Annotated in this window: 21 protein-coding genes and 1 pseudogene; 17 read left to right on the forward strand and 5 right to left on the reverse strand. The window is 37.0% G+C overall.

Annotated elements, in window-relative coordinates:
- Window positions 1-216 precede the first annotated feature (216 nt).
- The 4 genes from B9N86_RS08080 to B9N86_RS08090 all read left to right on the forward strand — a co-directional run bounded on the left by B9N86_RS08080 (window position 217) and on the right by B9N86_RS08090 (window position 2,023).
- On the forward strand, window positions 217-546 hold the full coding sequence (locus B9N86_RS08080) for a DUF3024 domain-containing protein (protein ID WP_208918556.1): 330 nt from the start codon (window positions 217-219) through the stop codon (window positions 544-546).
- A 238-nt stretch (window positions 547-784) separates the two neighbouring features.
- On the forward strand, window positions 785-916 hold the full coding sequence (locus tag B9N86_RS30600; RefSeq protein WP_280174980.1) for a hypothetical protein: 132 nt from the start codon (window positions 785-787) through the stop codon (window positions 914-916).
- Complete coding sequence (locus tag B9N86_RS08085) at window positions 900-1,310, forward strand: GNAT family N-acetyltransferase (protein WP_208918557.1); 411 nt, start codon at window positions 900-902, stop codon at window positions 1,308-1,310. The genes B9N86_RS30600 and B9N86_RS08085 overlap by 17 nt, the downstream gene beginning before the upstream one ends.
- Before the next feature lie 299 nt (window positions 1,311-1,609).
- Entirely contained in the window at window positions 1,610-2,023 is a 414-nt protein-coding gene (locus B9N86_RS08090) for a GNAT family N-acetyltransferase (protein ID WP_208920162.1), read from the forward strand.
- A 516-nt stretch (window positions 2,024-2,539) separates the two neighbouring features.
- Here the strand turns inward: B9N86_RS08090 and B9N86_RS08095 are convergent.
- Window positions 2,540-3,307, reverse strand: a complete 768-nt coding sequence (locus B9N86_RS08095; RefSeq protein ID WP_208918558.1) for a prolipoprotein diacylglyceryl transferase — start codon at window positions 3,305-3,307, stop codon at window positions 2,540-2,542.
- Between the two features lie 571 nt (window positions 3,308-3,878).
- Window positions 3,879-3,965: pseudogene (locus B9N86_RS30935) on the reverse strand (ABC transporter permease); the annotation flags it as partial.
- A 290-nt stretch (window positions 3,966-4,255) separates the two neighbouring features.
- Between B9N86_RS30935 and B9N86_RS08105 the strand changes: the two are divergent.
- The 13 genes from B9N86_RS08105 to B9N86_RS08165 all read left to right on the forward strand — a co-directional run bounded on the left by B9N86_RS08105 (window position 4,256) and on the right by B9N86_RS08165 (window position 12,463).
- Window positions 4,256-4,648 (forward strand): contact-dependent growth inhibition system immunity protein, encoded by a 393-nt coding sequence (locus tag B9N86_RS08105; RefSeq protein ID WP_208918559.1) that lies wholly within the window; start codon window positions 4,256-4,258, stop codon window positions 4,646-4,648.
- A gap of 124 nt (window positions 4,649-4,772) precedes the next feature.
- Complete coding sequence (locus B9N86_RS08110) at window positions 4,773-5,021, forward strand: hypothetical protein (RefSeq protein WP_208918560.1); 249 nt, start codon at window positions 4,773-4,775, stop codon at window positions 5,019-5,021.
- Between the two features lie 337 nt (window positions 5,022-5,358).
- On the forward strand, window positions 5,359-5,964 hold the full coding sequence (locus tag B9N86_RS08115) for a hypothetical protein (RefSeq protein WP_208918561.1): 606 nt from the start codon (window positions 5,359-5,361) through the stop codon (window positions 5,962-5,964).
- A gap of 402 nt (window positions 5,965-6,366) precedes the next feature.
- Window positions 6,367-6,729 carry a VOC family protein gene (locus B9N86_RS08120; RefSeq protein WP_208918562.1) on the forward strand — a complete coding sequence of 121 codons (363 nt, stop codon included), beginning with the start codon at window positions 6,367-6,369 and terminating at the stop codon, window positions 6,727-6,729.
- 154 nt (window positions 6,730-6,883) lie between these two features.
- Window positions 6,884-7,648 carry a creatininase family protein gene (locus B9N86_RS08125; RefSeq protein ID WP_208918563.1) on the forward strand — a complete coding sequence of 255 codons (765 nt, stop codon included), beginning with the start codon at window positions 6,884-6,886 and terminating at the stop codon, window positions 7,646-7,648.
- 205 nt (window positions 7,649-7,853) lie between these two features.
- Window positions 7,854-8,324, forward strand: a complete 471-nt coding sequence (locus tag B9N86_RS08130; RefSeq protein WP_208918564.1) for a GNAT family N-acetyltransferase — start codon at window positions 7,854-7,856, stop codon at window positions 8,322-8,324.
- 82 nt (window positions 8,325-8,406) lie between these two features.
- Entirely contained in the window at window positions 8,407-8,772 is a 366-nt protein-coding gene (locus tag B9N86_RS08135; RefSeq protein WP_208918565.1) for a VOC family protein, read from the forward strand.
- Between the two features lie 19 nt (window positions 8,773-8,791).
- Window positions 8,792-9,259 carry a histidine phosphatase family protein gene (locus B9N86_RS08140; protein WP_208918566.1) on the forward strand — a complete coding sequence of 156 codons (468 nt, stop codon included), beginning with the start codon at window positions 8,792-8,794 and terminating at the stop codon, window positions 9,257-9,259.
- Window positions 9,260-9,315: 56 nt separating this feature from the next.
- Window positions 9,316-9,723: a 3-hydroxyacyl-ACP dehydratase FabZ family protein gene (locus tag B9N86_RS08145; RefSeq protein ID WP_208918567.1), complete on the forward strand. Its 408-nt coding sequence runs from the start codon at window positions 9,316-9,318 to the stop codon at window positions 9,721-9,723.
- A gap of 81 nt (window positions 9,724-9,804) precedes the next feature.
- The gene (locus tag B9N86_RS08150) at window positions 9,805-10,221 is read left to right on the forward strand and encodes a GNAT family N-acetyltransferase (RefSeq protein ID WP_425298606.1); all 417 of its coding nucleotides are present in this window, start codon (window positions 9,805-9,807) and stop codon (window positions 10,219-10,221) included.
- A gap of 180 nt (window positions 10,222-10,401) precedes the next feature.
- The gene (locus tag B9N86_RS08155; RefSeq protein ID WP_208918569.1) at window positions 10,402-11,304 is read left to right on the forward strand and encodes a serine hydrolase domain-containing protein; all 903 of its coding nucleotides are present in this window, start codon (window positions 10,402-10,404) and stop codon (window positions 11,302-11,304) included.
- A gap of 68 nt (window positions 11,305-11,372) precedes the next feature.
- Window positions 11,373-12,035 carry a 3'-5' exonuclease gene (locus tag B9N86_RS08160; RefSeq protein WP_208918570.1) on the forward strand — a complete coding sequence of 221 codons (663 nt, stop codon included), beginning with the start codon at window positions 11,373-11,375 and terminating at the stop codon, window positions 12,033-12,035.
- Between the two features lie 17 nt (window positions 12,036-12,052).
- A complete protein-coding gene (locus tag B9N86_RS08165) occupies window positions 12,053-12,463 on the forward strand; it encodes a GNAT family N-acetyltransferase (protein ID WP_208918571.1) in 411 nt (136 codons plus the stop codon).
- Window positions 12,464-12,574: 111 nt separating this feature from the next.
- On the opposite strand, the gene B9N86_RS08170 is transcribed toward B9N86_RS08165, so the two are convergent.
- The 3 genes from B9N86_RS08170 to B9N86_RS08180 all read right to left on the reverse strand — a co-directional run bounded on the left by B9N86_RS08170 (window position 12,575) and on the right by B9N86_RS08180 (window position 14,117).
- The gene (locus B9N86_RS08170) at window positions 12,575-13,615 is read right to left on the reverse strand and encodes an anti sigma factor C-terminal domain-containing protein (protein WP_208920163.1); all 1,041 of its coding nucleotides are present in this window, start codon (window positions 13,613-13,615) and stop codon (window positions 12,575-12,577) included.
- A 2-nt stretch (window positions 13,616-13,617) separates the two neighbouring features.
- Window positions 13,618-13,794, reverse strand: a complete 177-nt coding sequence (locus B9N86_RS08175) for an RNA polymerase sigma factor (protein ID WP_208918572.1) — start codon at window positions 13,792-13,794, stop codon at window positions 13,618-13,620.
- An 83-nt stretch (window positions 13,795-13,877) separates the two neighbouring features.
- Window positions 13,878-14,117: an RNA polymerase sigma factor gene (locus tag B9N86_RS08180; RefSeq protein WP_208918573.1), complete on the reverse strand. Its 240-nt coding sequence runs from the start codon at window positions 14,115-14,117 to the stop codon at window positions 13,878-13,880.
- Window positions 14,118-14,268 lie beyond the last annotated feature (151 nt).

The raw sequence follows: 14,268 nt of genomic DNA on the forward strand, positions 1-14,268 counted from the left end.
ACACACCGGTACCACCTAACCGCATCGCAACCGCCCTTCGGGCTTAAGGTGGTTGGGCGTCGTGTATACACAAACGTTAGACGACATCATTGCAAAAATAATATATAATTTATTTGTAAAGAATCAGAGCTGAAGCTGGTGTATCGAGGAATTACAAAGAAGTTAAGTAATTATTAAAAGAATTTACAAACACAGAATACAAATAGGAGATACAAAATGGACGAGTTTACGAAGAAACGGATTATAAAAATAATGGAAGAATATACAAAAAATGCAGTGCCGGAACATGTGAAAAACCAGATAAAGATTAATTATAAAATTAGAGGAAACAACGTGACATTAATTGAAGAAAGACAAGCTTTCAAAAGTGACCAGTGGGTTCAAATGCCTGTTGCACAGTTTAGATTAAATAAAATAAAATGGGAAGTGTTCTGGAGAGATAGCAAAGAGAGATGGCACTTCATTGATGATATAGAACCAGATGAAGATTTTGAGAAACAATTGGAGATCGTGGATAAGGATAATAACGGGATTTTCTGGGGGTAACTCGCAGAAGGCAATGACATCTCATAACATAACATTCACGCTGTGGGCCCTAACGGACCCTTGATCTGCAGAAGCAAAGGCGAAGAGGTTACAGCTGCAGATAACCCTGCGAGGCTAAGTCTTCGATCCGGCGCATTCGCGCCTTAAGCCTCTCGGGTTTGTGAATGCAACAACGTTATAAGAAATCTCCGCAAGACTTAAAAAACATATATTTAAGATAATAACTGGTGGTGAAGAAATGATCAGAAAAGCAGGAATTACTGATCTGGATTTTATGATTCAAATTGATTTGGAAAATGAAGGCGTTACCACTTCTGATTCTCCTAAGACGGAACAAGAATTGAAAGGGCATATTGAGATTTGTTATTGAAGAAGATAGAGGGGCATTTATTTTTGAAGATGAGAAGAGCAGAAAGAGAATAGGCTTAATCATGTATTCAATTGTTAACCGAGATGGTATATTTCCTTGGAAAACCATCTTTCATGAATTGGAGCGAAGTTTATTTCAGGAGGACGGACGATTCGTAGAGATTTTTCAATTATGGGTGGCTCCGGAATATAGGCGAAGCGGTATTGCAACGAAGCTTAAACTAAAACTTGAGGAATTGGCCAAGACAAATGATGTGAACTTAATATACACACATACAGAGGAGAAGAATAAACACGTTATAGAACTTAATGAGAAACTCGGATATAGGATAGTAAGAAGAGGGCCGATATGGGATGAAATTGTACGAGTAAGCCTAATAAAGCAATTACAATAAACCATTTGCACGTATTCAAAGAAGGTGTATAAATCTTATAACAACGTAGCTACTCTGCGGGCGTTGAACCTTGGTTCGCAAGAAGTGATGAGCGAAGAAGTTAATGCAGTGAACAACCCCTGCGAGCTAAGTCCATCGGACTCGGTCGCGTTGCTCCCTTAAGCCTCTCGGGTTCGTAGATACAAAAACGTATAAGAAATATCGGCCCCAAAGACTATTTTGTAGGTAACTCAATCGCAACGTCCTGTTGCTTGAAGTAAGGAAGTTACAGATGAAAACGGCGAAAGTGAGATTGACATATTAGAGAAGCAAGTGAACTTGACTACCCTGATTTAAGACTTACATATCTGGAATCACGTCGTAAAAGCTTTTATTGGACGAATATAGAAGAAATGACTTTAGAAGATTTTGATAGGGATACTGTTGGAGAGTATATATTATTAGCAGAGGATGATTTTCACATTCTTGGATTTACTTCTTTGTACTTGCCCGATAATTTTATACATAATTTATTTGTGCACCCTGATTTCTCCGGTAAGGGTGTTGGCGTTCAGTTAGTTAATTCCGCTGTAGAAAAAATGAATAAACCAGTACGATTGAAGTGTGTATCAGAAAATCGAAAAGCATTGAGTTTCTATGAGAATAATGGTTGGAAGAAGGTCGTTGAAGAAGGTAAACCTGGAGAAAAGTATTGGGTTATGGTATATGATTGAACCTCTCATGGCTAAAGCCACGAGATTCCTACGCTAAACGCTCTAACGAGCGAAGAAAAGTAGGCTAACCCCGCAGTTCCTGCGGTTAAGTCAAGAACTTGTACGTTAAACTCAGCTCTCTAATCTACTGCTTGGTTTTCGCTTTTCGATCAGAGAGGACGAAAGTGTGCTTGAATATTTTACACAGGTGAGCTTTTCCACCTGTAACTCGATATGTTCAGTTTTCAATGAGCAATCTGTACAAATTAAGCTAATTATAGCAGTTATTGTTGGTAACTCAAGAAGAAGTCGGATAATTGACGTGTCAAATGACACGCCCTATCCGAAGCCGAGAACACTCATGATTAAAATCACGAGTGTTCTCGGCTTATTCATAAAATTTAGAATTGATGACTTTATAGGACTCTTTATATAATGATGAACTTTGATAATCCTCTGATTTTATAGAGCTAGCATCTTGTACATAAAGCAAATCCCTCTAGCTGGGTAAACGGAGGGATTGTAGGATGCTGGGAATTAAGTATTCCGATGTCTTAAGATTTGATAGGACTTGGCCAGCATGATCAGACATGTAATTACAATTACTAGGAGTGATATAAATTGTGAAGTAGACAGGATCCCGACACTGCCGCGAATAATATCTCCTCGATAAAACTCGATAATAAATCTACCGAGACTGTAGAGCAGCAGATATAGACTTGTTATGAGTCCGTCCGTTCTCTTTCTCTTCGCCAAATAAATCAGTACAAAAAAGAGGCCGAAGCTAAATACACTTTCAAGAATTTGAGTGGGAATCAGCTTCACATCGTTTGGAGCGAACTCAGATTCGTGAAAGGTAATGCCAAACCAGCCGTGCGTCTCTTCTCCATAGCAGCAGCCTGCCAGAAGGCATCCGATTCTTCCAAACCCCTGTGCCAAGGCAATAGAGGGGACAAACAGATCGAGATGCTGCAGGAAATTTAAGCCTTTCATCCTGCAGTAGATATAACCTGTGAGAATTCCGCCCAGAATGCCACCGTAAACCACAAAGCCTGTAGACATATCCCATAAAATTTCAGGATGATCCATGATATTTTTGCCTTGGGTTATCCAATATAGGAGCTTTGCGCCTAAAAATCCACCCAATAGTCCCCAAAGCGTAATCGAGGAAATATGGGAACGCTCCATTTGCCTTTTCTCTGCTCGCGTTACCAAGACCTGATATGCTGCAATAATACCTATCCCAATCATCAATCCATATCCATATATGGTTAATGGACCAATATGGAGCAAATCATTCTTCATGGTTATACCCATTCCTTTCGCCTCGCTCAAGGCACAAAACTTAATGAAATCTTTTTAGTCTTGAGCAGGATAGCGGTTAACTACAAATCACGCGGAGGTGTGTGGGGCACCTCATGTATGGGAGGACAGCATGGTTATATGTGTAGATTGCCATTCCAAGCACAAATAAGTGTGTCTTCGAGCACGCAGACTTATCTTTGTATAAAGAACTCGTATATCCCGAGATCCGAACCCGCTACCTACAGCTTAAAAAGCATCAGGGGCATAAACGTGCCATTATTGCCATTGCGCGAATGCTGTTAACTGCTATCTACCACATTTTTCAATGCAGTCATCATTATTTATGGCTTGTTTGCTATATCCTTCTACTTGAGTGGAAGTAGCTACTTCGATTCCAGACTTTACCCTCCACTTTGGTGGAAATATGACCCAAGTATACCGGAACGCGAACTTTATTGTCAAAGAAGAAGGCAGGGTTACTTATTCATACCGCAATGCCTCGATTGGATCATATTGGCCTTTGTTCACTGGGTAGTAACCGAAGAAAATACCGATACTTATCGAGAATGGTACCTATTTCACGGGTTCTTTCCGTAACGGAAACCAGCATAATATTCATCACGCCAATGCCACCAACTAAGAGCGAGATTCCTGGGATGAAGGATACAGCGACCGTGGACAACAAATCAATTGCGATAGACAGAATAGAATCCATCGTCAATGAAGAGAGCGGATGGTTTAATTGTGTAAATATTGACGGGTTTGTTATGAACATAGATACTCTTTTTAAGAACTGAAAATCGAAAAACTGAAAAAACAAAGTAATGACAATAACCTAATAAATGTCGATACATGAAAGAGAATGTGTGGGAATATTCGAAGAGGGCAGTCAGGAACACAAGAACCTTATGTGAAATACCAAGCTTATATAAATGCGGAGATGAAATTATGTTATTGAATTTTGATATAAATAGATCGCTAGATGAACTGGAAGACTGTGATTGGGGTGAACCAGAATATTGTTCTAGTCTTGTAGTCAACGTTCACCGACTTAGAAAAACCCCTTTAAAAAACTTTTCAGATGAAGATTTAAGATTAATGATCTTGCAACAAGTTAGTTTGGATTATTTATTACCAATTGCGTTTGAACGATTAATTAATAATCCTATAAGATCAGGAGAGATGTATACTGGTGACTTGTTAAGTTCAATCTTAAAAGTAGATAAAGCCTATTGGACGGATAGGCAAGATTTTAAACATGAATTAGATGATTTATTGAATGAATTTAACAACACTGTAAAAGTGATTGATGAATACATAAAGAAGTATAGAAACAAGTAACGAAAATATGAGATTGATAGAGCAACTCGATGAAGGTCGGTAATCATTCTCATTTAAAGCATTTTGTAGCTATATTAAACTGTAATCAAATGTACAGATTATTTATAGAACGGGAGGTAATAGGTTGGTTAACATAAATATTCTTAAAGGACTATCCTTTTCTGGGGCGGTTGAATTTCTTCTTGAAGAAGGATACTGCGAAGAAAACGTCATTGAGGAGGAAAATGAAGAGTGCGATAAGTTGTTTCTTTATCCCTATACGCTCTATGATAATAATAAAAAAATCGTAGACGAAATCTTCTATGCGGAGTATTGCATGAAGGGTAAAGATGGTGAGTTTGAGGACTACAAAAGCTTTTGGACAAGGCTATGAACATAACACTATGCAAAGATTTAGAAAGTGATAATATTGGCAAACAGGAAGAGTGTATATGCACTCAAGAAGAATAGCTTGTTAGTGGTCGTTGCCCCAATCCCCCAAAACGGAAATTGCATTCCTGTTAAACGTTCCTAAAGAGAACGGCTTGTAGGAATAAGAGTAGTATGCCCCGGTGATCAATATGTTAAAAAATATGCAGTTAAAAGAAGCAGGCGGACACATCCATTCCCCTAAGATAGAGAGCTATCTAAGGGGAATGGACGTCGTGAATACAATAACGTTAACTGAAATTCCTGAAGTATAATATTGAAATAGTGAGGGGCAGCATAGCATGCCATATACCAAGCCAGTAACTATAGAACCTTATTATGGAACTCCAGTATGGATCGATCACGAAGTACCAATAAAAGAATATCTCCCTCTATCTGCTCAGTGCAATAGCGAAGAAGTCGAGTTGTTTTTATTGCATTTGTTTGGTTATAACGATATTGATGTAAACAAATCTCTAGAAGAAGCTTTTAACGATTTATTTGAACAAGAGTCGCTTGTCCTATCAGGTGGAGTTGCCTTTTTTGAAGATGAGCAGAAAGTAATTATGCCAAGTTGTTGTTGTGGACTAGAGGAAATAGAGGATATTTATGAATCCATAAGAAATAGGATGAGTCCCTGGTTGGGTCATGATCCCAATCCTGGAGTTGTGTATGAGGACTATTGCGCTAGAGTATTATCGAATGATCCAGAATCAACAGATCCAGAAAAACTTTATTATATTGAATACAAATATGAAGAACTCTTAGAGAGTCTAGAGAAAACGAAAAATGATCTATTAGAATTCATTGAAAAACCTTTATTTGACTGGATATATTTGCGCAACCAAGAAATAGCTTTTGAAATGATTTTGAAAATGAAAGAATGTTTTATGAAAGGTATGACTTGAGGCTATTCTCAAGAGGTCATAAACATCAGTTAACTCCATATCCACCCTTTAGGACTGTCGTCCTTTGGTTGACATATGTATAATAATGGGAGAAGATCAGTCAGCAAACGCCTCAGCCTAAGATAAGAGCTATCTAAGGCTGGGGCGTTTCGTGAATGACAAGAACCGATTACTGTATTAGCTACAGATGGTATAAGTGCGATAATGCAAGAGTCTGTAAACCAAATGAATTCGAATCAATTTGATTGTTGGCAGGAGTATTTATATTTGACGAATCGAATACCGGAACATTTAGGCACAAGTTTGCACAATCTTTTTATTGCGAAAAAATCAATGCTTTATAAGCTAACGAAGAACGGTAGTATAAAGAACTATACCCCAAATTATCATTAGAAATGAGGAATGATGATGAATGCAATTATTAAGAAAGACATAATCGGTGTAATGCTTTATGTAAATGATCTTAAAAGAGCAGGTGAATGGTATTGTAATTCCCTAGGTTTTAGTATGGGTGACTTTGATTTCAATGACTTTGTTGAGTTAACTATAGATGGCCAATATGTAATGCATCTGTTTAAAGCAGAAAGCTATGAACCCATTGAAAGAGCCGTTTTTACCTTTAATACAAATGATATTAGCGAAGCTCATAGGTCATTAACAGATAAGGGGATTGAGACAAGTAATTTTACTCATTATGGTGACCATTCTGGGTTTACTTTTAAAGATTGTGATAGAAATACATTGATGATCTGTCAATATAAGTGAAAACGATATAGGCACTTGCAAGTAACTTAATGTAGAGTTCAAATTCAGATAACAGAGTGGTTACGTATTATTTCGGCTAGCGGCACCCCTTTGTTCGAAAAGGGGCTTTTAAGTAGGTAGATTCAGCGAATAAAAGGCATAAGGATGTGATTTGATGTTGAATTATACTAATACAACTAAAGAATTATCGGAAAGCGGTATTGTTACCGCAATTATCTCAATAGGTGCGACCGAACAATTTGGTCCGTATTTGCCCATGCATTTGGACAATTTAATTGCTGAACGATTTGCTGAAGAATATGGCAAAGCTTTAAATGCATATGTACTGCCCACGTTACCTTTTAATACCTCTGAGGAGCATGCGAACTTTAAAGGAACGGTAACGATCAGCCCAAATTTAATAACAACATTTTTAGAGGAAATCATTATTAGCTTAATGAGACAAGGATTTAAGAAATTTGTTTTATGTTCAGGACATGGTGGCTCTTATTGGGAAGGGGCATTCATCAAGCATATCAATTATAAATACCCAGAAATAATAGTTATTCATCCTCATCATAATCACGATGCTTGGAAGGCTGCCATTCAAGCAGCAGAATTAGAAGGATTAGATGAAATGCACGGTGGTTTATTATCAGTATGTACTGCAATGTGGTTATGTCCGGAGAATGTGAAATTAGAAAGCATGGGATCCCATATTCCTAGTGAAAACAAAAAGTATGCTGATTTTATGGGTTGGGATAAGCTTACATCAGACGGGTGTTGGGGAAGCTTTCATCCAGGATTGTATACTGCAGAAGAGTTAGCTCATAAGGGTAAGATTTTTTGGAATACATTTATGAAGAGAAAAGCTGAAGGGCTTAAGGAATTATTAGAAGACGCATATAACAAAAAGACCAGTGGTGGAAGTAATCCATAGCAGTTTAGGAACTTCGGAGAACACCTTATTCTCGTATCGGGCTAACGCCTTCTGTCTGCCAGAGAAGTTTTCGAAGAAGAAGAAATCAGGGCAAAAAAACCTGCGAGGCTCAGTAATAGAGCCGCTCGAAGTATTTACGATTTAAGCCTTTCGGGTTCGTGAATAATCAATACAAATATTAAGATATTTGTTAGGGAGAATATTTATGGAAATAAATCTCGTAAGAGCAATCGAGTCTGATGCAGAATCTATTTTAGATATTCAGGTTAAAGCTTTTGTGCCATTACTGGAAAAATATAAAGATTTCAATACGAATCCTGCAAATGAAACCATTGATAGAGTTGTTACTAGAATTAACAATCCAAATGGAGGATTCTACAAAATAATAGAAAATTATGTTCTTGTAGGAGCTATATGTGTGTTTTGGAGAGAAGAAACACAGTATTGGATAAGTCCAATGTTTATTCTACCTAACTATCAAGGGAGAGGGATTGCACAGAAAGCTATAACCTTAGTAGAGCAAATGTTTCCTCAAGCGATGACTTGGGAGTTAGCTACGATTTTAGAGGAAAAACGTAACTGTTATCTATATGAAAAAATGGGTTACATAAAGACAGGAGTACAGAAAAAGTTAAATGATAGCACTACGTTAATTTTTTATAAGAAGTCTTGTTAAATTTTTTTGAATTTGAAGGGGATAATCGTTCTTTAAGGGAGAAATATATTTGTTTGAATTTCAAATAAAATGGAGGAGAATTATGAAATTCAATGGAATATGTTTGATAACTGAAGATGTATCTTATATGGCTGCATTTTACAAAGAGATTCTGCAAGCAGAGGTTGTAGGAGATGAGAATAACGCAAGGATTTTAATAGAAGATAGTCATATAGATATATTTTCAAAACAAGGAATGGAAAACATGGCTCCAGGGAGTACTTTGAATGCTGGATATGGTAGCTACACTATTGAAATCGAAGTAGATGATGTTGATGAAGAATTTAAACTGCTTAATAATAAAAATGTAACATTTGTGAAACGACCTGAAACTTATCCATGGGGAAGACGCTCTTTTTGGTTTAGAGATCCAGATGGAAACATTATAAATTTCTATTCAAAGCAATAGACCAATGCGGGGGAAAGCTGTGGCTATTATAGGAATGGTAAGACACGGAATAACCGAATGGAGTATTCAAGAAAGGGCACAAGGACTCTCAAACATTCCGTTGAATGAAGAAGGTAGAAAGCAAGCGAAGTATTTGGGAATGAAATTGAAAAATGAAAACTGGGATCTTATTATTACAAGTAATTTAATACGTGCCAAAGAGACGGCAGAAATTATCGCATATGAAATAGGGGTCAATCATATTATTGAAGATGTTCGAATACGTGAAATTGATTGTGGACGAATTGAAGGAATGACTGAAGAACAAAGAATAAAGAAATGGGGGAGTCGTTGGCGTGAACTTGACCTAGGTATGGAGAGCTTTGATGATGTAGCATGTCGCGGTGTTATTTTTCTGGAAGAAACATGTGATACATATAAAGATATGAGAGTACTCGTTGTAACTCATGGTGCGTTAATCGGATTATCGGAAGTGTATTCTATATAATGATATAGAACATTTGCGAATGTAAAAGAAAACTTCAATACATAAAGGAGTAAATAATGATTAATATCCCTAATGTAATTCCTCACAGATATCCATTCTTAATGATTGATAAAGTTCTAGAGGTCGAGCCAAATAAATGGGTCAAGGGCTATAAGAATGTGACATGGAACGAATGGTATATAACTGAAGGAAATAAGCATATGCCAAGCACATTGATAGTTGAAGCTTTAGCACAGTTAGGTGCATTTGCATCAATGACGAAGGATAACGGACTAGGATTTTTATCATCTTTAAATGGTATCGAGGTTTTAGGGCAAGCTTCTCCAGGCGATAGAATTGATTTGTATTATGAAATTACTAAAAACAAAAGAGGTTTTGTCTTAGGTAGGGGAGAGGCCTCTGTAGGAAAAAAAGTTATTGTCAAGGCCCACGAGATCATGATATACATACAACCAACCAGATAGTGTTTATGGACGTCGTGAACACAAGAAACGTTAGATGAAATTAATGCAGTGAATGAGGAAAACCTACGGGAGGATCTAATGATGAATACACCAAAGATAATTAAAGGTACAAATGATGAAGCAAATTATGTTAGAAAAAAACTTATTGAGTTCAATTCTAAAAATGTACCAAACGGCATTTATGAAGAAATTAATTTATGTTTAAAGGATGACCAAGAAGAAATAATTGCCGGTCTCAATAGTGCAGTATGTTGGAACTGGATGGAGATTGATATTTTATGGGTAGATGATGAACATCGTGGACAGGGACATGGTAAAAGATTATTGGAAGAAGCAGAGCAAATTGCTAGAGCGAAGAATTGTACATTCATTAAGTTAAATACCTTCAGTTTCCAAGCTCCCGAATTTTATAAGAAATATGGTTACGAGGTAATGGCAATCATCGAGAATGCTCCGTTGGGAAATAAACATTATTATTATAAGAAGTGCCTTAACTAAGTGTAAGTTATTACTGACCAGCTAGACACCATGAGTGTTATTGATAGAATTCTAACAAGAATTAAGTAGATAAAACTTAGAGTTGAGGATATTTCTGAGATTGTCATATACATCACATAACAACGCATTAACGATACTTAATGTTCGGTCCTTGATAACCATATAAACGGAGGTAAAGTCATGGAGAAGATTGCTACTAATAAATTTGAAGCACTAATTTCATATACTCAAGAAGTAGCAAAAAAGTATGGAGCTTCAGCTTCTTCTGTTGTAATAATTAAAGATAATGAAATTGTAACCGAATGGTATTCAGGGAAGCATCATTTTAAGAGTGGAGCACTACAAGTTACACCTGACTCCATGTTTAATCTATATTCAACAAGAAAGACATATGTCGGACTTGCGACAGCAATTGCTATTGTAGAGAGTAAACTATCAGTAGACACTAAGGTTTCTGATATCGTTACAGATATGCCAGAAAGAGATTTGAAAGATACAACTATTAGGGATTTAGCCACAAAATTAGGTGATAAATATTTTGGAGCAAATCGAATCGAACGAGAAGAAGTGGCATGTAAAGTAATTAAAGAAATTACGGGTAATAATATAGCTCAACTAATTTCAGGGCGTGTCTTTAAACCACTTGGATTGTCCAATACGGAGTGGGTTTCAGTACCGAAAGAGAAATTAGTTTGTGATCTTCAAGCTGCAGATGGCTATGCATCCATTCGAATTGAATCAAATGAAGGTCATGAAAGAAATTTATATGCTAGTGCAAGAGATTTGGCGCTTTGGGGTGAGCTGTTTTTAAATAAAGGGGGCATTCATAATAAGCAACTCGTGCCACTCGAAGTCTTTCGACTGATGGAACAATTAAGAGTTGAAACGAAAGATAAAAATCGAATTTTTGGTTGGTACTTTAAAGAGAATTGGTTTTATGCTACTGGTGCAGCTGGCTGTCATTGCGTAGTTGTACCAGAGCTAAATGCAGTAGGAGTTCGAATGCTCAACAAATATACTGAAAACTATCTTGAAGATCAGATGTTTTTCAATGAAAAGTTTTACGAATGTCTTAAGTCGTAAAAGCTTTACCAGCAATTAAAACGAAGTTAAAAACTTCACAGTAATTAATAAATGGAGGTGAACTCTCAATGGAGATTAGAATTATATCGGACACCGAATATACTGTGTCAGGAGTACATATTAAAGATGCAGTAAAACAAAGATATTGTGTATTTGATTTTGAATCGACAGGAATAAATCATGAAACAGAACATATTACACAGATTGGTGCAGTTATAATTGAGAACAATTGTATACAGGAGTCTAAGACATTTAATACATACATTAAATCGCCAAAGCCAATTCCTGAATCGGTTGAACGATTTACGGGGATTTATAATACTCAACTAGAGAATGCGCCTTTATTAAAGGACAAATATAGTGATTTTTTAGAATTTACTAAAGAAAGTATCTTAATAACACATGCAGGATATGAATTTGATTTACCCCTACTAAAAAATGAATGTCAGAGAAACAATCTTCCATTAATTACGAATCCTTGTTTAGATACTAAAGCTTTATTTTCTTATCTATATCCAGAATTAACGGACATAATTTGGACAGATTATTTAATTAACTATTATAACATTCATGATAAGGATTTACGAAGGCATGATGCATTAGCAGACAGTATATTAATTGGAAGAATTTTTCTGGGAATATTAGAAGAATTTCAAGCCAGGGACATAAAGGATATTGAATTTATAGACCCAGTAGTAGTAAAGAGATTTCAAATCATACCCTTAGTGTAGAAAAGGAGGATGAAATCATGCAAGTTAGATTCGAAGACTATTTAATAAGTACAGACAAGACACTCTTAAATTATGAAAATGTTTGTGGATTATTAGCGGGGACATATTGGGCAAATAAAAGACCGGTTGAACAAATTAAAAAAGCGATTGAAACTTCACTTTGTTTTGGGGTATATCACGGAGAGAAACAGATTGGATTTGCTCGAGTTATTACGGATTGGGCAACTGCATACTGGTTATGTGATGTCATCATTGATGATGAGTATAGGGGAAAAGGAATAGGCAAAAAATTAGTAGAAACCATAATTCATAGTGAGGAGCTTAAAGATATAACTGGCTTCTTAGGAACAGCTGATGCACACCGATTATATGAACAATATGGATTTGTAAAGGATGCTGAAAGCTTCATGGTAAGAAGAGCTCGATAGATCTCTTGAATATTTCTTGGCAGTAAAAATTTGGAGAAGAAAATGAAGAAGGAAAGCACCTCTTGAGCGCTCTCCTTCTTCATTTTTATTCGTTAACGAATCGTAAAGTAATTACGATCTCTCTTCCCAATTCCATACCTCAATGCGCCCCAATCGGAATTCGCGGAATTCCGGTTGTTCCTTCAGTTTTTCGAGCTCTCGTACAGGCCCAGTTACGGTTGCACCGTAAACCTGAACTCCATTTTTCTGTAAATAAGCAAGTCGCTGTTTATCTTGATCCACACCGTAATATCTAATGTTTGTGGTCATCCAATTTAGATCAGACATCATATAATCTATATGCTCCGACATTCTCCCCTTGTCTTCAGCTGAAAAATACAGTTGCCACATGGAAAGCTTGTTGTTCTCCTCAAACACAGACATCGGTCTCAGGGTTAAGTGAGGAACGTAATAATCCGTACCTCCGCCAACGGTATGAGGAGTGTCAAAATCCTTGAGCTCTCCTGCATATACGGGCATTCCGGTCACTGCAATGTCGTAACTATCGAGCATTTCCATGAGCTGCTCCGGTGACATTAATGTATTTATAGAAAATGATAACTCGGCCACATTTCCGTCTTCAATCTTCCTTAATTGTTCAAGGTCGTTTTTATCAAACATAATAGATGACGGCAAAATAAATGCAGCCTGACTATCATTATTCATATAAGCGCCGGTATTTTCGATGGAATAGGTAAGCTTACCTAACAAGCTCTGTTTCACTCGAATCTCTCCCGTAATAACTTGCCATTTACCCACATCTCTATATAGCTTAAGTGTTGTTTTTTGTGTAAGAAATGGTGTAACTTCGATGGTTGGATTTGCTGGTTTTTCCACTTTCACGCCATCTTCATGCAATTCTACTACCGTAATTATAGATCTAATAAATTTACCTCTTACGTCTGTAGTATCAAAATAGATGTGAATAGCAGAAATGTAGACCGTATACAACAAAAATAATAACAGCATAGCTGATGCCGCATTTACAAGCATCTTCACCCGCGTTCGCCAGATCATTCGATTAAATTTTTTCTTACTCCATTTCGGAGGTTCGGTATCGAAATCCTCATCCCGCAAAACATCTTGTTCATGCGATTCAAACTCATCCCGCATATTCACAGTTCCCCTTCCTCTTGTTTTAACTCCGTATTAAAGCGTTCTCTAGCCCGGTACAAGGTGACCTTCACTTGATCCAAACTGATATCAAGAAATTCGCCCAGCTCCCGGTAAGATAAGCCGTTCATTTCTCTTAGAAGTAATATCGTTCGATATTGCTCAGGCAGCCTGCTCATAACCTTTGCAACGCGGATTTAACGCTCACTTGCAGCGAACGCCTCCTATGGTGTTGGATACGTATTATCTGTTTCTTGCGTCTCTATTTCTCTTCGCATCTGAACCTCTCCACGGTGCAGTCGATAAACAGATGCCGCGCTACCTTATACAGCCATGCCCTTGCATACTCCCGATGCTCTGTCTTCATCGATACCATCGCTCTGTAAAATGTTTCTTGGACCAATTCTTCAGCGGTTTCCTTTGATCCGCACATTCGGTAAAGATAGAGGTATAGAGAGGATTGATACGTCTTGAACAGTTCTGTATATAAATCACTCCGCATCGCTATCCTCTCCCCCTTCTCATCTTAGACAACGGTTGGATCAGGTTAATGTTACAGTTGAATTCAAAAAAAATCGTCACGTCTGCAAAAAACGCATTTGCAACCGTAACGAAATACATTCATTTATACAATTTCATGTTGAAGAACTGTT

This window comes from Paenibacillus uliginis N3/975 (genome assembly GCF_900177425.1).
GTDB lineage: Bacteria > Bacillota > Bacilli > Paenibacillales > Paenibacillaceae > Paenibacillus_AQ > Paenibacillus_AQ uliginis.